At 44.1% G+C, this 18,642-nt stretch carries 15 protein-coding genes; 9 read left to right on the top strand and 6 right to left on the bottom strand.

Going from position 1 to position 18,642, the window contains the following annotated elements; all coding sequences use genetic code 11:
• Nucleotides 1-74: 74 nt before the first annotated feature.
• A complete protein-coding gene (locus H8K33_RS10205; protein WP_186890906.1) occupies nucleotides 75-1,529 on the bottom strand; it encodes a M56 family metallopeptidase in 1,455 nt (484 codons plus the stop codon).
• Nucleotides 1,526-1,897 (bottom strand): BlaI/MecI/CopY family transcriptional regulator, encoded by a 372-nt coding sequence (locus H8K33_RS10200; RefSeq protein WP_186890905.1) that lies wholly within the window; start codon nucleotides 1,895-1,897, stop codon nucleotides 1,526-1,528. The genes H8K33_RS10205 and H8K33_RS10200 overlap by 4 nt, the downstream gene beginning before the upstream one ends.
• 405 nt (nucleotides 1,898-2,302) lie before the next feature.
• Here H8K33_RS10200 and H8K33_RS10195 point away from each other — a divergent pair, with 405 nt between their 5' ends.
• The 3 genes from H8K33_RS10195 to H8K33_RS10185 all read left to right on the top strand — a co-directional run bounded on the left by H8K33_RS10195 (nucleotide 2,303) and on the right by H8K33_RS10185 (nucleotide 4,795).
• The gene (locus H8K33_RS10195; protein ID WP_186890904.1) at nucleotides 2,303-3,235 is read left to right on the top strand and encodes a methyltransferase domain-containing protein; all 933 of its coding nucleotides are present in this window, start codon (nucleotides 2,303-2,305) and stop codon (nucleotides 3,233-3,235) included.
• 367 nt (nucleotides 3,236-3,602) lie between these two features.
• The gene (locus H8K33_RS10190) at nucleotides 3,603-4,223 is read left to right on the top strand and encodes a DUF4124 domain-containing protein (protein ID WP_186890903.1); all 621 of its coding nucleotides are present in this window, start codon (nucleotides 3,603-3,605) and stop codon (nucleotides 4,221-4,223) included.
• Between the two features lie 167 nt (nucleotides 4,224-4,390).
• Entirely contained in the window at nucleotides 4,391-4,795 is a 405-nt protein-coding gene (locus H8K33_RS10185) for a hypothetical protein (protein ID WP_186890902.1), read from the top strand.
• Between the two features lie 262 nt (nucleotides 4,796-5,057).
• On the opposite strand, the gene H8K33_RS10180 is transcribed toward H8K33_RS10185, so the two are convergent.
• Nucleotides 5,058-7,256, bottom strand: coding sequence for a carbohydrate binding family 9 domain-containing protein (locus H8K33_RS10180; RefSeq protein ID WP_186890901.1), 2,199 nt, complete (start codon nucleotides 7,254-7,256; stop codon nucleotides 5,058-5,060).
• 474 nt (nucleotides 7,257-7,730) lie between these two features.
• Nucleotides 7,731-8,645 (bottom strand): hypothetical protein, encoded by a 915-nt coding sequence (locus H8K33_RS10175; protein ID WP_222613373.1) that lies wholly within the window; start codon nucleotides 8,643-8,645, stop codon nucleotides 7,731-7,733.
• 433 nt (nucleotides 8,646-9,078) lie between these two features.
• On the opposite strand from H8K33_RS10175, the gene H8K33_RS10170 reads away from it, so the two are divergent.
• The 5 genes from H8K33_RS10170 (at nucleotide 9,079) to H8K33_RS10145 (ending at nucleotide 13,466) form a co-directional block, all read left to right on the top strand.
• Nucleotides 9,079-10,848 carry a glutamine--tRNA ligase/YqeY domain fusion protein gene (locus H8K33_RS10170; RefSeq protein WP_186890899.1) on the top strand — a complete coding sequence of 590 codons (1,770 nt, stop codon included), beginning with the start codon at nucleotides 9,079-9,081 and terminating at the stop codon, nucleotides 10,846-10,848.
• A 58-nt stretch (nucleotides 10,849-10,906) separates the two neighbouring features.
• Nucleotides 10,907-12,070 carry a hypothetical protein gene (locus tag H8K33_RS10165; protein WP_222613372.1) on the top strand — a complete coding sequence of 388 codons (1,164 nt, stop codon included), beginning with the start codon at nucleotides 10,907-10,909 and terminating at the stop codon, nucleotides 12,068-12,070.
• A gap of 612 nt (nucleotides 12,071-12,682) precedes the next feature.
• Entirely contained in the window at nucleotides 12,683-13,084 is a 402-nt protein-coding gene (locus tag H8K33_RS10155; protein WP_343043812.1) for a zeta toxin family protein, read from the top strand.
• The gene (locus H8K33_RS10150; protein WP_186890895.1) at nucleotides 13,060-13,236 is read left to right on the top strand and encodes a hypothetical protein; all 177 of its coding nucleotides are present in this window, start codon (nucleotides 13,060-13,062) and stop codon (nucleotides 13,234-13,236) included. Before H8K33_RS10155 ends, H8K33_RS10150 begins: the two co-directional genes overlap by 25 nt.
• An 11-nt stretch (nucleotides 13,237-13,247) precedes the next feature.
• A complete protein-coding gene (locus H8K33_RS10145; RefSeq protein WP_186890894.1) occupies nucleotides 13,248-13,466 on the top strand; it encodes an addiction module protein in 219 nt (72 codons plus the stop codon).
• A gap of 432 nt (nucleotides 13,467-13,898) precedes the next feature.
• Here the strand turns inward: H8K33_RS10145 and H8K33_RS10140 are convergent, their stop codons facing one another.
• Nucleotides 13,899-14,537, bottom strand: coding sequence for a CatA-like O-acetyltransferase (locus H8K33_RS10140; protein WP_186890893.1), 639 nt, complete (start codon nucleotides 14,535-14,537; stop codon nucleotides 13,899-13,901).
• 365 nt (nucleotides 14,538-14,902) lie between these two features.
• Between H8K33_RS10140 and H8K33_RS10135 the strand changes: the two genes are divergently transcribed.
• Nucleotides 14,903-15,673: a hypothetical protein gene (locus H8K33_RS10135; RefSeq protein WP_186890892.1), complete on the top strand. Its 771-nt coding sequence runs from the start codon at nucleotides 14,903-14,905 to the stop codon at nucleotides 15,671-15,673.
• Between the two features lie 670 nt (nucleotides 15,674-16,343).
• Here the strand turns inward: H8K33_RS10135 and H8K33_RS10130 are convergent.
• Nucleotides 16,344-18,524, bottom strand: coding sequence for a TonB-dependent receptor plug domain-containing protein (locus H8K33_RS10130; RefSeq protein WP_186890891.1), 2,181 nt, complete (start codon nucleotides 18,522-18,524; stop codon nucleotides 16,344-16,346).
• Nucleotides 18,525-18,642 lie beyond the last annotated feature (118 nt).

The following is an 18,642-nucleotide window of genomic DNA, read 5'->3' as shown; positions in this document are numbered from 1 at the left end:
AAAAGTGGGTTGTGCCTTTTTTAGAACACAACAAGAACCAACCCACTCAGTCAATAGCAAAGCCCTACTGCAAATTAGTTGGCAAGCACAACATGGTGCTGGGCATCAAACGTCGCCACTGCATCTAATACCTGTAAGCAAGTCACATCCAGCATGTTAGCGCTATACAGTGCGCTTGGATTTTTTAACGTAATATGACGAAAGACAGCAGGACACTGTTGCTGAAATATTTTCAACGCAGCACTCAACGGCACCGCATTAAATTTCATCCCAAATCGTTCTTCTATATCGGTAAATATGGCAGGAACATCGGTACAAGCCAGATTTGAAAAATTCACTGTCACAGGCAATTCTGGCTGGCGTAATTGCGTTTTGGCCGTACTGCCGGGACAAGCCATTTCCGCTTGTTGCAAAAGCTGTTTTATCGGTAAATTCTTTGCACTCAAATTCATGGAATGGCGGCTATCGATCTGCATCCAAGCATAGGCAGCCGTGGTCAACCCCATACTCAACAACAACACAGTGCTAATACATTTTTTTGTCTTACTTGCTGATTTACTTTCATTCACAAATAGTCGTTGTATTCTATGTTTCAACATATTTTTTCTCCCGATAAGAGATGTTGCGGTGGATAAGAAATGCGTATGCATTTCGGCGTAGTGATGCAAGGTTTCTGCGTACAACAAAGGACTTTGAAGAACGCTGATCGCTAAATCATCGCAAGCGTTTTCACGTTCTTGATCGAGCTTTGCGCTGATCCAAAAAATAAACGGATTAAAGAAATACACTGCCTTCATAGCACTCTGCAAATTCGCCAATAAAATATCGTGGCGTCGAATATGTGCTAACTCATGCAATACGATTGCGTCAATTTGTTGCGGACTCATGCCCAGCAATAAACTCGCAGGTAACAGAACCACAGGTTTGAAATAAGCAAAGACACACGGGATAGTGATCTGCGTTGAAAGGCGAAAACTGATCGTCCTTCCTATTCCCAACTGATGTGCTAATTCGCTGAAACGCAAAAACCAATGCGCTGGTAAATGTTCAGTACCACGCTGTGCCAATTGACGATCACGCGACCATTGCCACAAAGTCTTACTACACATCAGCACAAAGCCAACACTCCAGCAGAAAATAATCAACGACAGGTGTTGATTGAGCAGCGAACTGAATTGCCCAGCCCATGTTGTGTCCTGTTGAAATGGGATATACGTTGCGACCCTGCCCTGCTCGCTAAACCGTAGGGTCAACACGGTTTTTTGAAAATATGAGAAAAACGTGACGACACTCAATACCAAACAAACACCCAAACCCACTGCCAATATTTGATAGCGCAACGCGGCTTGACTACTGCGAGTTAATTTCAAACAAATCATCAGAAATACACACAGCACAGCAGCTTGCCAAACGGAATGCAACAAGCTCCATGCCAACGCATGTAAAAGATCAATACCTAGCAGATCAACTATGTCAGCGAGGGATGGCATGCGCTGTATCGCAGGTCGTAGCACGGCAAGATCGCTCATTGATCAGCTTCCATTTTTTTCAGCAAAGCCTTGATTTCGGCCAGCTCTTCTTTAGTCGCTTTCTTATCTTCAAATAAGCGCATCACCATACTTGACTTAGATCCGCCAAACGCACTTTGCAATAGGCGATCCACCAAAGAAATTTGCGTCTGATGCTGTTGTTCTAAAGGGAAATAGATATGACTCTTGCCATCTTTCTTACGACCCAGCAAACCCTTTTGCTCCATGATTTGCATGGTCTTTAGCGTCGTGGTGTAACCAACGGGCCGTAGTTTGCACAACTCATCATTCACTGCTTGAATTTTGCTTTCTCCAAGTCGCCACAAGATGGCGAGAATTTCTAGTTCTGATCCCGTTGGATTGGCCATATTTTTTTCACTCCTTCTGTTCTTTAGTTTTACTTAAGTTCTGCTTAACTTCAGCTTAGTTTCGGCTTAGTGTCGATTGAGTGTTGGTACTCACAGCACCAATTACGAAACACTCCGTAGTTTTTCCAACTATATACGAAGTTCTTCGTAGTTTCAAATAAAAATGTTGTTTTTTATATTAATCGTAAAATAAAACAGAAAGGCCAAACGATGGCGTGTTGACCTACCATGCGCGACAAAGTGCCGAATTGAAAGCGAAAGACCTCGCATCTCCGCCCTTCATTTCACGGAAGAAATCAGATAATCCTGACATTGGCGAACACTTGATTGCGCCAACTGGCATTCACAACTGCGGGTTATGGCGTATCGGCAGTGCGATCTCAATCTCTTGATGGAAGGAAGACCATGTTAGTCGAACGCGAAGCAGAGAGCTGCTATCTGGGACAATTTATTCCCCTGCAATATCATCACAATATGTTGATGGATGCGAATCGTATGGACAATTTTAAGGCGGCGATTCAGCGCCACGTGTTTGAAGGTGCGCGGGTTCTTGAGCTCGGCGGTGGCACTGGCGTCTTATCTTGGTTCGCAGCGCAGTCAGCTTCCAAGGTCTATTGCGTCGAATTCAATCCAGATATGGTGACAGAGGCGCGTCGTTTGCTGTCGATGAATCACCATGGCGATCGAGTAGAAGTCATTCACGCTGATGCGTTTGAATATTTGCCACCAGAACCCGTCGATTTCGTGATCTGCGAAATGATACATGTAGCGATGCTGCGCGAGAAACAAGTCGAAGTCATCGAAAATTTCAAGCATCGTTATGCGGATAAATTCCCCGGTGTCAAAATGCCGGTTTTTATTCCAGAAGCGATCTTGATGGCAGTACAACCGCTGCAACAACGCTATGATTTTTCTGGCTACCAAGCACCGATTATTCAATTCCAGTTAGGCGGTGTTTTCACTGCCGACACACTGGAATTAGGTCAACCAGCGCTCTACAAGGTGATTGATTTTTGTGAGCCGAATGATTTATGGGTGCATTGGGAAGGCGACATGCTGATCGAGCAAAGCGGCAAATTAAGCGCGCTGCGTTTTATCACAAAAAATGTTTTGGCGGTTGTGATGGAAACCAATTCCACCATCGACTGGCTCAATCACTACATGGCTTTGCCCTTGGCGCAAGCAATTGATGTGAACGCAGGCGATGTGATTCGTGTAAGTTTTCAATACCGCACTGGTGGCTCAATTGATTCCTTACAAAACAGCATACAAGTGAGCGTCAATGCGGCAAGCCAACACGCACAATCACATGGTCGATTGAGTATGGCAGAAGCTTAAAAGATCATTTGCCTGAATCCACGTTGATCTCTGTTTCAGGCAGCAACATCGCTCTCACCACCTCTGCAAACGAGTGGCACTGTTCCGCGTTTTTTTTGACAGTGCCACAAGTTGAATCTCGTCCCCCTCTTGAAACATCAATCTCTACGCCAATCTAAGCAAATAAATAGGTGAATAAAGCACCTTCTCTCGCTTGTCGAAGAAGGGATTTTGGCACATATACTTAGTTTTTTATCTAGAAAATCCACGCAAAAATAGTCTGTGCAGCGCTATGCGGTTTCAGTATAATCACTGGCTGTTGTTTCATAAATGACTTAGCAAGTACCCTACACGAACTGAGTTTTCATTTCTCAATTTGATTCTCAACATGACAAAATTATTTCATCTCGTCTTCATTTCTTTACTGGCACTGTGCAGTTTGTCGGCGCAAGCACAAATGCGGAAATGCGTGACGGCTGACGGTAAATCCATCTACACCGATGCACCATGTGCCAGCAAAGTGACTGGTAAGTCAACCGAGGTGAAAGATACAGAAGCGATCAAGCGCGCCTCTAACCTGAATGGCCAATTAAGTTTGGAGAAAAGTTGCTGGGTTTTATCGCATCGCAATTCTCAGTGCTATCGTGCAGCGAATCTCGAACTAGAAACTGTATTTAAAGAAAATTGCACTCTACCGATTAAAGAGTTCGAGCGCACACAGGAACAAACCGAAAATAACAAGAAAAAATCTTATTCTGGTCGCTACTATAGCCGCTATGATCGTTATGAAAAAAACGAAAAGCCAGCTGAAGCAGATGATCTTGAGTACGCCAACCGCTATGTGAATAAAAGTCGGGCAGTTCTGCAATGCGAATCGGTAGAAAAAGATATGTGGGATTTTGTGAAACGTCACTTCGCCAATAAAGTTTCTGCACAAGACACAAAAGCAATCAACCACAAATTGAAAATCTTGCCAACGCGTGAAGAAAAACCTTGGCGTGAATATTGATTCAGAGATATTCGCCTCGTGAATGCACTTTCAGGCAAGACGTAATAGCATTTCCATCATGCGCCAGCTTAGACTGGCGCATTGTTTTAGTGGTAAATCACATCTCATCACAACGAAATATGAGCGCTGAAAAATGAGCGCATTTTGATTTAAGAAAGTAAGTAGCAATGACACGCATAATCATCATCTTAATTTGCGCCCTCGGCATCGCCTATTACACCGTGCAGATTTACAGTCTGAAAGATACGATCTCACTGACCAGATCCGCCCCAGAAACAAAGTCACCTGCTAAGACAGTTGCCAAGCAAACTGTGCAGCCAAAGATGCAATTTCAATTTACGATGGAATCAACTGATGTTGATTTGATCGAAGGCTGCCGTCAGCTTTTTCGTGACGATGATAAATTACAATTACAAGTAGACCCCAAGCAGACGAATAAAGCGATCTTAAAAGCGGAACGGAATTTTGACGCCAAAGATTTAGAAGTCACACTAAAATTCAGAAGATCACTGCTCGACAAAGGCTGCTTGCAAAAAGACAGCGATGTATTTGCGATCAAGGTTGTTGGATAGCTTGTTGATTCACTGACGAAATCAAAAATTTGTATTCGACAATTCACTGCGGACTGAGCCATGCGATACAAGGCCAACGGAACACCATGCGGCCACGCCCACAGCAAATTGAAACAGTCTATTCCTATCAGGACTTTCGCAAAATTGCGCTAGCTAGAGCCTGCCCTCGAATGCCTTAGTCGGGGGCGCGTCGCCGAAGACAGTACACTTGTACGACGAGGCGACTGCAACGACGCTAGCGTCTGTTTTGCGTAAGTCCTACCTATAATTGATACAAATAATTGAGCTTGATAAACGCCCGTCGTCCGGTGCGCAAAGACAGGTCTTGCGTGCGCTGCAAATACGCAGGATTGCCGATCAAGGCTAAGTTTTCTTGACGATTGCCATAACCCGCGATCAGACTCGTTCCCGGAGAAAGCAGATAACTCACTTGCAAATCGGTATTGAGTTGCTTGCCCGATTCCAAGCTACTCAAGCGCGGATTACTCGCCAGTTGATGATAGTCCGCAATCAAACGCAAACCCAAAAAACGATTGTGCTGATAACTAAGCTTAGTTCGCCACATCAGATTGCGATAAGCGGTCGCATTCCCAGCAACACCAGTTACGCTTAAATCATTCCACAATAATTTTTCTTCGATACGCCATTGCGGATGCGGCATGAAAGTCAGGGTAAGATCCATGCTGCGACCTTGTCCCAGCAAAGACGAGACGCCAGCCGCTGGCGTGTAATTGATACTATCCATTGCACCAAATTCCGCCATCGCACTTAACCAACTCAACCAACTGCTTCCCACGCTCACAAGCCAACCTTGTTTGCGATACTCTTGTCCTGCGTATTTTTCATAGCCATGACGGCTAAACACTTCCAACCATGAATCGCGACTTCCTTCTGCCACCACACCAACATCTAACGACCAATCTTGCAGCTGATTGGATTGATCGCGTGACACCGTGCTGTTACCAATAAAGCCAAGCCGTTGTAAGTCTTCGGCATCATCCAAATGCCACAGATACATACCCTCTTGTTCCAGCTGTTTGACATCGGTGCGCGGCAAGAATGCCAGGTTGCTGGAAAACGCGCTGCTAATGTCCGAATACTTCGCCAGATATTCCAAATGTTTGCCCTGATGTTTGGCTTCGATATAGCCCAGGTGCCCGCTCAGTTTATGACCATCAACTTCACTTTGGCTGCGCGCCATCTGCGCTTGAAAAATCCAATTATCGTCCAGTTGAAATCGCGCATCCAATCCAACGACAGTGTCCGTTTGCTGATCGGTGCGACGATCTGTGACCAATCCACCCAAGCCAAAATCATGCGTCAAATCGTTCTGCACACGTGCCATTCCAATCTTCGCCTTGGCCTTGCCATCTTCCCCTGCCGCATGATCATCAATGAATAAACCGCCATACGCCCAGCTGTCTTGGCGACCAGTGATACGCAAGCCGGCTTGCGGTTGCGCTATACGACGCGAGAAAAACAAAGGCGTTGGGGTATGAAAGAAACCTGCATTTTCCAAAAAGAATGGACGCTTTTCAGGAAACAAAACTTCATAACGCTTATCAATCACGATCTGCGGCTCATCGGATTCAACTTCACTAAAATCTGGTTTGATAGTTAAATCAATCGCGCTTGCATCGCCCACCACCCACTTCGCATCCAGCCCAGCTTGCACCTTATTATCTTGTTGCCAGCGCGGCGTGGCGTGGTTTTCGGTATTGAGTAAACGTGAATTACCCAGATAGACAAAGGGGTTCACCTGCACATTACGCCCAGCACTGAGTTTTTCTGGAATTTGCATACTCGCCGCTTGCGGCACAAAGCCCGCTACTTGCTTAGAAATATGTGGCCAGAATGATTCTTCCCCCAAATGCGTAATCGTGCGGCCAACAGTCACGCCCCAAGTCTGCACATCAGCGCTTTTAAAACGCAAACTCTTAAACGGAATCGCCATACTCACCACATAGCCATCGTCTGTTAATTGCCCATCTGATTGCCATTGCGTATCAAAATTTTTATCTAACTCCAAACCTTCGGTGCGTTTCGAATCCATTTGCACACCGTAAGGATTCACAAAAAAAGAAAATGCACGGCGCTTATCGTGAAAGGTATCAAGTTCCAGAATCACAAAATCATCCCCCACAAAATCTTCGCGCTTGGCAATACGGGCACGCACATTCTTCGGATCTTCCTTCGCCACAAACACCGCATAAAAATGCGTATCGTCGTAAGACAAGTAAGCCGTGGTCGCTTTTGATACTGGATTGCCATCGCCCGGTGTACGTTGTTTAAAATCACGCACCACAAAACCAGCATCAGCAGGAACACCGCCTACATAGTCTTGTAATTGTGGTGGCGTTTTTGCGCGCGGCAAAGTGAGATCAGTTTGCGCAAACGCAGCAGAGATCATCAAAGATAAACAAAATGCGATTGCGGTTTTCATCGCGGTTTTTTTAAACATAAAATTTTTTCAAAGGGTAACGAGACTAAATAAATCAGGTAGACGACTAAAGCAGTAATGATCCCCGCAAAAACGCTAAAGTAAGAAATCATTTTCTTAGCAAGTTCAATTTAGCGCGCCCCTCTCTCGCATGCGGAAGAAGAATCGGGGACGAGGAATTTTCAGGCACAGTTAACAATATTTCAGGGCATGAAAACGAAAGCTGTGCGTTACTCTGTCAATGTGGAAACAGTATTCAATGAATGCCAGGAAAATAAACATTGCCCTTGGAAAACACCAGTACCACATGCAACTAGATCAAAGCAAAAGAATAAGCCGATTTGAACATAAAAAAAGTAAAAAGTTCAGTGAGACGCTAACACCGAACTAACATCGAACTAGCATCGAACTTACGCCGACCAAACTCACTCACATAAAGATTGATTCCATCGATGTCTAGTCAGATTTTTTATGATTGCATTAGGGCGTATTGACCTAGTCTGCATCTTGATGCGCTTCGTGATACGTCAAAACTTCAGACAAAGTATTTGCGCCTGGTGCTGAGTTTTGCAAAACCCAACCAGAAGCACTGATCACCAAAGCGGTGATTAAAAAAGGCCAGATGGTTTTCTTAATGGCGGTTCCTAACCAAGCGGTTTCAGGAATTTTTTTCAATCGTCGGTACAAACCCGTTGCCAATAAAAAATCCACACTTAATTCCGCCAATAACATCGGCGCAGAATACACAACATACAGTGTCGATAACAGCAAAGCGAGTACAAATGCCGCAATCGCCAAGGGAATCACCAAATCATCGGCATCACCTACACCAGATAAAGTATCACCGATGCCACTGCTACTACTGCCACTACTGCCGCCGCCACTACCATAACTACTACCATTGCTAGCAGCATTACCAGCTTCACTCAAATCAATCAAAGGTTCAGAAACGCTACCAGTATCATCAAATGAGGCGCTTGCACCCGCACCAGAAAAATCACCGTCCTGCCCGCTCAATTGATTCATCGAAGCAATCGCATCACCTGAACTAGATATGGAACTCGAGCTTGGGCGCGAAGAATGATAAGCAATGTCCAACACCGCCTCTGCCACATCAGCCACGTGCTCACGTTGTGTTACCAGCCATACTCGCAAGAGGCCAATGAAGCCAATATAGGCAATGCCAAACGCGCACAGATAGCGCAGCCACATCGTCTTCATACCCGAATGCAGCAAAATAAACGAACTCAAAAAACCGATCAAACCCGTCATCAGCACCATCAACATCATTTGCAAACGCGGATAGCCGTCTTTTTCTATACGAGATTTGAGGCTTGACACCAGATGAGAGCGGCTTGGTTTGTTCGCCATGTTGCTAGTTTTTTTGGAGGTCTTTTTAAAGTTCGTCATAGAAATATCGGAGCAATTCAGGGCAAATCAGGGCAATAGAGCAAACTTGATTATATTGAGCCGCACAAGAAATGAAATCAGCCAATTAGACTAGGGGCGCCAAGATAGCATAAGTAATATAAACATCACTAGAAAAAACTAATCTAATCATAAACAAAAAGACCTAAAGACCATGTAATTTCGCTTGAAATGCAATTTCATACAGCGTACTCAATAAATTTCTCCCTGATTTTCACCGTGATTGCCAAGCTAAACCTGAGTCGATTCAGCGCCCCAAAATCAAGCGTAACAAAGAGCAATCAATGGTAAATTCTTTGCAAAACACACCACAAACGACAGCACAAGCGCAAAACTGCCTAAATATGCTGCGCTACGGTAAAATGTTTGCTATTACTGTATCCAATCATCCCCATTTTTTCGTAAAGATTTAGCAATGAGCAACGATAACAAGCACAATATCAAGAACGATAGCAAAAACCCAGAAGCCCCTGTTATTTCTAACTTCCTACGCGGCATCATCGATCGCGATCTCGCCGACGGCAAATACACACGCGACGGCCTGCCGAATGTGATCACCCGTTTCCCCCCAGAGCCTAACGGCTACTTGCACATCGGTCATGCCAAATCGATCTGCTTAAACTTCGGTTTAGCGCGCGATTACCAAGGCCGTTGCCACTTGCGTTTTGATGACACCAACCCAGAAAAAGAAGATCAAGAATACGTTGATACCATCATGGACAGCGTTAAATGGCTGGGCTTTGATTGGAACTATGGCGAAAAGAACGGCGACAACTACAGCGGCGGCAGCCACCTCTACTTCGCCAGCAATTACTTCGACACCTTCTACGCAATTGCTGAATACCTGATCGAAGCAGGCCACGCTTACGTCGATAGCCAAAGCGCAGAAGACATGGCAGCCAACCGTGGTGACTTCTCTAAACCAGGTGTGAACTCGCCTTTCCGCGATCGCCCAGCAGCAGAATCACTAGCCCTGTTCCGCCGCATGAAGGCTGGTGAATTTGCCGACGGTGCGCACATCGTCCGTGCCAAGATTGACATGGCATCACCGAACATGAATATGCGCGACCCAGCGATCTATCGCATTCGTCACGCGCATCACCACAACACCGGCGACAAATGGTGCATCTACCCAATGTACGATTACGCCCACCCACTCGAAGACGCGATTGAAAACATCACGCACTCGATCTGTACTTTAGAATTCCAAGATCACCGTCCGTTCTACGACTGGATCATCGCCCGTGCTGCAGAAGGCGGATTCTTCAAACAACCAGTGCCGCAACAATACGAATTCGCACGCCTGAACTTGACTTACGTCGTCACCTCCAAACGCAAGCTGCGCCAACTGGTCGAACAAAACATCGTCAGCGGTTGGGACGACCCACGCATGCCAACCATCGTCGGCATCCGTCGTCGTGGCTATACGCCAGAAGCGATCCAACTCTTCTGCGACCGCATCGGCGTATCCAAATCTGACGGCTGGATCGACTACAGCACCTTAGAAGGCGCACTACGTGACGACCTCGACCCAAAAGCACCACGTGCCACCGCCGTCTTGCGTCCACTCAAACTGATCATCGACAATTTCCCAGAAGGAGAAAAAGTCGCGTGTACAGCCCCTATCCACCCACACCACCCAGAACTCGGCAACCGCGAATTCACCATCAGCAAAGAACTCTGGATAGAACAAGAAGACTTCATGGAAGAACCAAGCAAAGGCTACTTCCGCCTCTTCCCAGGCAATAAAGTGCGTTTGCGTTACGGCTATGTAGTCGAATGCACAGGCTGCGACAAAGACGAGAACGGCAACATCATCGCCGTGCACTGCAACTACTTCGCCGACAGCAAATCCGGCACAGAAGGTAGCGCCAACTACAAAGTCAAAGGCAACATCCACTGGGTCAGCGTGTCAGACTCTTTGGAAGTCGAAGTACGTTTGTACGACCGCTTGTTCACTGATGCAAACCCAGACGCAGGCGGTAAAGACTTCATGGCTTTGTTGAACCCATCGTCATTAGAAACGATTCGTGCTTATGTTGAACCTGGCATGGTTTCGGTTGAACCTGATACTCGATTGCAGTTTGAACGGCATGGGTATTTTGTGGCGGACCGTGTGGATTCTGTGAAGGGTAAACCTGTGTTTAATCGGGTTACTACTTTGAAGGATAGTTGGGGGAAGTGAATTTTTTTTGCGTAGGTTGAGCAAGCACTTTTTTCAACCTAACATTTTTCTGCAATGAATGTTTAATTGGCTTAACAGCCAAAACAACATCATTGAACCCACGACATATAACAGATTATTCAAGGGCAAAAAAATGATAGATGGGATGCTAAATCTAACAGAGCTTGAAGTGACTAGAGCAATTTCTGCCATCAGCGCCGCCAAGGAAAGCTTGCCTTCGAGTGACCCACGTATGGAGGTTTTTCAACTCATAATTGAAGGGCTAGTTTCAATACAAAATAGTACGGTTAATGATTTCAATAAAACTTATTTTCTTGAGGTTCATGCTACATCGTTTGCAGATAGCATCAAGAATATAAACTCAACAACCGAGTTCTCAGAAGATAAAATTTTCTGGCTAATCTTTCACATATACGTAGTATTTAAAGAACGCTCGTTCAGAGAAGGGTTATTTTCTAATTTTATCCTAAGAATAGAAAGTTATTTTGACTCAAACATTTCCTCTCTTACCTCTGAGCAAAAGATTCGAATGGAGTTTTTACGTTTGAACCTTCCTAGACATTTATTGAACCAAAGTGCAAAAACGCTGGTACAAGAGCACTCTATTATGATTAGCGATGGCATTGAAAAACTAGAAAAAATTAACAGCAAAATAAATGAATGGGAAGGTAAAATCACCCAATGGAAATCAAGAGCAGAAAACCTTGAAAACAACTTAAAAGAGTCTGCTGAAAAATTAAATTTTGTAGGACTTGCAAAAGCTTTCTCTAATCTAATTGACGAAAAGAATGAGGAAAAGAAACTGCAAATTAAATGGATGACAATTTTCGGGATTTTTTTGCTTCTCTTACCAATCTTTTCAAAGCTCACCACTTCTTATCTGAACGTCGAACTTAAATTTGAGCTTACTGCCTTATCTTATATAATGCCGTTCATAATTGCCGAATTAATATTGCTATACTTCTTTAGAATTTTTCTTCATAACTTTTACTCAATAAAAGCACAACTACTACAGCTAAAACTCAGGCATAGCCTCTGCGCCTTCATTGAAGGCTATGCGGAATTTATAGAAAAATCTAAGAAATCCGGTGATGCCAAACTATTCGAAAAATTTGAAGCAATGATTTTCAGTGGAATATCGCCTGATCCACAGAATGTACCGAGCCATTTTGATGGAATAGAACAAATTTCAAAAATAATTAAAGAATTTAAAGGACAATAAACTCGATAAGGCGCCAATAGCGAAGCACGCGAATGTGAGAACTCGGTAAGGCGCAATCTTTTCGTAAGGCGTCAATAGCGAAGCGTATTGCGCCGACTGGAATGGTTACGAAACGGCGTGTACGCGTCGCAATTCCACCCTACAAGTGCTTTTACTTCCGAAACTGCTAAAAAAAATTATTAGAAATCTTGAGAAAAATTGAAATGAACTTTAAGAAAAAAACAATTTCTTTTTTGATTATCTGGGGAATTTTTCTTTGCCTGTACGGAATAATTATCTTATTTAATTTATTTATTCTAAGTCCGTTGATAATCCTTTTTAGAGAAGGCTATTTAGTATTCTTCCAAAATATTGAATTTACACTGGACGTAGTTAGTTCTGGTGTTTTGGGGTCATTTTTAGCGGCATTTGTTACTTGGTTTTGGGCTGAGTTTTTTCCGCGTATGAAAATTAAATAACTCGGTAAGGCGCAATCTTTTCGCAAGAAGTTCGGGGTCAGGCCTTACATTTGACATGGTTCCGTAATGAAAGCAGTAAGACGCCTCAAAAAAACGAAGCGCTGCGGGTTTATCAGCGGTTAATCCTGAGGGCGCTGCGTTTGAGGCGGGTCGTATTATGTTGCGTCGGCTTGATGAGTTAGCAGCATCTGGTCGTAGCTTTGCATTTGAATCGACATTATCTAGTCGCACTTTTTCTGTGTTTTTGAAAAAGCTCAAGGCGCAGGGTTATCGCATCAATCTCTGTTATGTCTGGCTCGACAGCATCGCACTCGCGCAAGAACGTGTAGCATTACGTGTAAAAATGGGCGGGCATAATATTCCACCAGATGTGATTGCGCGGCGTTATGCTCGTAGCATACAAAATTTCCGTGATTTGTATTTGCCCATCGCTGATCGCTGGCGTGTCTACGATAACTCAAATGAAAGCAATAGCCGTTTAATCGCACGTGGTGGCGAGGAAATCAACACCGATATCTACGAGGAGGACGCATGGAAAACGATACAAACAATGTGAACGACTTTATCACTCAAAAATTTGACGACAACGAAGCTATGCAAAAAGTAGTTCAAAAAGCTGTCACAGAAGCAGTGGAAAAAGCACGCAAATTAGGCTATCTAAAAACGCCTGCTGTACAAGAAGAAACTATCGAATACAAATCTGAATAAATCACAACACAATGAGCACATTACTCGATGAAATCCAACAGCTTGATATCGCTGAACGTATTCAATTGGTAGAAGACTTATGGGATAGTGTCGCTGCTCGTACTTCTAACTTCCCAATCACTGATGCACAAAAGGCGGAGCTTGATCGTCGTTTAGCAAAGCGTACATCGGCAAAATCTGGTGGCGTCAGCCTTGATCAAATTGCTCAAAAACTCGGCGTAATTCGGTAAAGCGCAATCCTTTCGTAGTATGGAATCATTCAAAAACGGTGCAATACGCTTCGCTATTCCCCCTACAAGAACGGGGTCACCCATTAGCCCCCAGTAATCAAGAAGTCGAACCAAATACTCTCACATTACCGCGATAATTTTTAATACATCACCACAGGTCTGTTTCAAAATGCCATCGTGCCTTTTGCTTCGTCGTGTGGTTGCGTGAATCGAACCAGTCACCCATGTAGTTCTAGAGAAAATGCTATTGCTGTTTTCGCCCAAGTAGCGCCGCTACTCCAGAAGCATCTCCGTATCTACTAATACTTGGAGCGAACTCTTAGTACACCAAAACACCAGCAACTTAACAACTAAGCTCAATCACTTTTCGCTAATACCGATCTCTAATTAAGCGGCGTTCAGCACTTATGCACTAACGAGGAAAATTAAAAATCACGCTAGCTCTCTAAGGCTCTTTATTTGTCTCGCGAACTCTTCAAAGAAGAGACCTACATGCAGGCCATCGACGACAACATGATTCACCCGAATGTTGAAAGGCAAAAGAGTTTGCTCTGCGTTGGTGACATATCGCCCCCATGAAACGCGTGGGATTGCGTCGTCTTTATCTAGGCTTAAGGTGTGATCCAGACCGGTGAAAGATATCCACGGTAAGGAGGATATGAAAACTAAATCATCACGCCCCGCCGCTTTACTCAAATCAAAATAGCTAGTCGATTCTTCGACTGCTTGCTTCAACTTGTCGTCAAATCGTTTTAGGTCATTGTCAAAATCCATTGTGATGATTCTGAAAAGTTCTTCACCTTTTTTGAGGTGCGTGAAGGAAGGATGAACCGCATCATGTAAGTACACCGAGTCGTCACGAATGCGATATCGAAAATTATCAATTTGATTCATCGATTGAATCGTCAGAAAAATCAACAAACTATTGATAGAGATCGATTTTGATTTTGCCAGTTCGGGCAATCCGGTGATATCGACTTGCGTGTTGACATTGTAAAAAGGCAGATCGACTTTTCTAAAGAATGCAAAATGCTCTCGTCTGTTCCAAGTGCTGATGTCAATTTTTTTCATGGTGAAATTACCTTATATTATTTGTCGAATTAGTTGTCGATATTCTTTTTATCTTGAAGGTACAAAATTGAATGAATATGCTTGGTTCGATGTTGCAGGCCTTGCAGGCCGACTAAGGGTGGACATCATACCTAAAAGCATCAGCGTATGGCAGTTCATCATTCACACAAAGTTCAGAATCGAAGCAACATGGGGAGAAATCTTGACATGCAACAATTGCTCGGCAAGCGTCAGTTGAAGACCCGCCTCCGACAATGTCTTATTTGAAATTTCTTGCATTCAATCACAAGTGTTTGTAAAGTGCCAATTTTAGCGTTTAGCTTGCGCGTACTTTGACTTTGACTTTGGCTTACAGAAGGAAATCCATGAGAATGAAGTTCATTTCTATCTACCATTACGGTATAGCAGCCATCGTTCTTTGCCTATTTTCTGGCGCGTCATCGGCCGTGGTGCCGAACGGAATTGCGACAAGCCCGCCGAGGCATACAGAGAAATCCATACAGACAATTGCGATTAGTGGGCTGCGTGATCAAGACTGGCGTTCCTACAAATATTTTTTGCGTGGCATAAAGGTGTTCGAAGAACTTCATTCGCTGGCGCCAAAAACCGATCTTACTTTTATCTTGCGTCCTCAGGTTGACGGCGTTGATTTAGGGAAGTTGACGATGGCGTTGGAGAACGATGATTTTCGACGACCTATTTCGGTGAGTGCCGATGGCATCTTCAAATTGCCGAATGATCCGATTGCGGCTGAGAAAAATGCTGAGGTATCGATTAATCAAAAAAGAAATCTCTTCAAATGGAATTTTTTAGCAATACGAACGCCAGGCTTGGCAGCGAATGAACGCCGTATCGGTGACCTGCGTTTGACTTGCGAAGTATATGTGGCGATGGAGAAGTGGGCTAAGATTCGAATTGAGTTTGGTCTGACGGATGAAGTGTTTTCTTCAAATGTCTGCCAACATGAAAAAATCTTTTGGACCTTTTACGAGCCGCAAATCTTAAAGTCCGCAACCATTGTGAATGGAACTTATCGTCGCGAACTCGACCTCACGCCAGATGGATTCGGTTTCAGTGTTTTCTTGGGCGCACCATTGATGGATAACGACAGCGTGATCGTGCTCAAATTCGAGTAAGGACGACGAGGTCAACTCGGTAAAGCGTAATCGTTTATTTGGCATCAATAGCGTAACGTATTGCGCCGTATGGAATCGTTCAGAAACGGTGTAATACGCTACGCGATTACACCATACAATGTTGTTGCACTTATCGACTGATGGAGAATTTCATGGATCTGACTACACTTAAAATCATCAATTGGAAAAGTCTTAGTTTCAAAAACAAATGCTGGTTCGTATTGTTTATGAGCTTCGCTTCTTTGTGGATTTTTGTGTCTGTTGTTTTGACTTTTAAAAGCAGCGATCTAAATCAACTACAAAGCCTATTTTTGCCGTTCGCTATGTTGGCTTTTCTCTTAAACCCCGACGCTTTTCAGAATCCTCAGCATTTCAACAAATCACATTTCCCACATATCAGCAAAATCTTTTTTGGTATCGCTATCTGCTTTTTGTGTACGCCTTTTTTGCGTTTATTCATTAATTAAAAAAGCGTGGGATCAGCAAAGTGAGACCCAATCTGTCATATCGCGTCAATCGCGTAACGTGTCGCACCGCATGTGATCGTTCAAAAACCGTGTGCAGCGTTTTACTATTGCACGCCAATCTGATTTAAAAGATTGAATACAAGGTTGTTCCGACACTTAGCACAATGAGTTTTTTATCGAGGTTCTATTTTTGAACTTATGCATTAAAAATTATGCTCAAAATTTAATCGAATCAGACGATAAGGTGCTTTTGTTTCGATTTTAGAAGTAGTGAATTTTGACTGATAAAATTCAAAACTATTAGCATAGGCACGCTTCAATGCATTATCGATACTGAGGCGCAATTGCGTCTTCTTATCAAATTTCCACAAGCCATACACATCGAGATTGGTTTGTGCTTGATGCAGTTGTCGTTGACTCGAACTCACCATGAAAGGATTACCGTCGCGGTAACGCAAACTGGCGCCCAGGCTTACAGGTAAATCTTTGGCGGTATAGTCAATACTTGAATTGACAGTCAATGTAATCGGTGAGAGTCGATTATCGGGGTGCGGTAGATTAGATACCGAGGTCCAATTTTTCGACACCGCAAAACTGACATTCAATTCAGGGGCGTTTTCGATCAATCGTTTCAACGGGAATTGCGTATCGATGCTGATAGTCTTGCTGATCGCATGCCCGGCGTTCACATATTGTTTCCACCAATCGCCGTCGATGTTAATGATATCTTGTCGGTGTAAATCTTCTATCTTGCGAAAGACCGAGCGCACATTGTAGTTCCATTTATCCGCACCGTTGTGCTCATACGCGGCCTCCAATGACCACGCCAACTCTGGCTTCAGACGGGGGTTGGCGAGATCGTTAGGGTTTTCTATTGAATTATTGACGAGCTTAAATCCTGGGTTAACTAACTGAAAATTAGTCGGCGCATTATAGCTACGCGCAACACCGATGCGTATGCGATCTGTATTGTCAGGATTCAACTGCGGTAGCTGCCATAAAGTTTGCACAATAGGACTCCAGACATTCGCTGAGAATTGTCCAGGAAGTAGTTGATTGCCTTCCGTTTCTACTCGCACGGCCTCCCAACGTAAGCCAAGAGAAACGGATGAGTTTTTTTGAAAACGCCAGTCGTCTTGGACAAATAATGCAAGGCGCGACACCACCGAACGAGTAATTTGGTCATTTGCGATGTTGGTCGTAATTCCATCGCTGCTCGCTTCACGATCAACGCTGATGCTCCGTTCGTTGACCACCTGACTACTGCCATTCCAACCACCCACAATGTCATGGTTTTCAAACCCTGGTGTTCTTAATTTCAGCGTGCTATCGAAGCCTCCGCTACGACGGACACGGTTGATGTTACGGTCTAAAGCTAGTATCGCGTCTTGAGTAAAATGAAGTTGGTTCAAATAATTTTTTGTGTAGCCGCCGTTCACACCCAGTGTCAAATCAACATTGACATCCTTCCACATACGATCACCGATTCTAAATGTACTGTACGCTGATTTAGTATAGTCATTGACTCGCACCTTTTCATGGGCAACTGGCAAAGGATCGCCCACGAGAAATTTATAATCCTCAACTATCTCGACTGGAAAATTATAAAAGGTGAATCCCGAATCCAAGCCAACATTAAAACCGTCCGGTGCTTTGTATTGAATTTTCGGATTGATACTGATCATTTTGCTTTTAAATTTACTTTCAAAACGCGTTTCATATTCATTGACGATGACATTGTTTGCATCACGCACGTTTACGGACGATATTTTTGGTGGCCCAAAGGCATTCCGATCTACCCCTGCCGCAATCGACAAAGCATAGGAAATTTTGTCACGCGTTCCCGATCCGCGCCAATCAAGTTTAGCCGCTGGTAGATAAGCATCACTGACGCTCAATTTAATTTGTTGCTGTGCTTCGCGCGGAATCTTCTTCAGAATAATATTGATCGTGCCTGCGATAGCGGCACTACTAAACTCTGCACTGCCGAGTCGATAGATTTCAACACGATCAATCATACTCATGGGAATATGGTCAATATTCGTGCTACGTAGTGGTTCACCATCGAGCAGGATTTGTGTGTACTGAGCCCCCATCCCCATGAGTTGAATCACGCCGTTACTGACGATCACACCCGGCACTCGTTTCATCGCATCGCTAATACTCGTATCGCCAAAGCGCATCAATTCAGCATTGGCCACAACAATCTTCGCTGAAGCATCACGCTGTGCGTTTTCTGTGGCTGACTTGGCTTTTACTTCAACTTGCTGGGCTTGCTGAACTTGCTGGCCTGCGCTTTGTGCTTGAATGCCAGGACTAAAACTTAGTAATAACGCGCATGCTAATTTCGTTGAAAGGCAGTTTGCAATTAGGATATTTTTCATCTGGGATTGATTGGTCATCACCTGAATTTACATTACTCTTAGATGAACAAAGTTGTTTGTGGTAGGCGACAATATTGCATATCAAAAATCAGCCCCATTATTTTTGCAAAGCTTTTTG

It is taken from the genome of Affinundibacterium amnicola (genome assembly GCF_014284275.1).
In the GTDB taxonomy this organism is placed as follows: domain Bacteria; phylum Pseudomonadota; class Gammaproteobacteria; order Burkholderiales; family Burkholderiaceae_D; genus Undibacterium; species Undibacterium amnicola.
The sequence above is the reverse complement of the archived record's forward strand: the minus strand, read 5'-3'. Positions and strand labels throughout refer to the sequence as shown.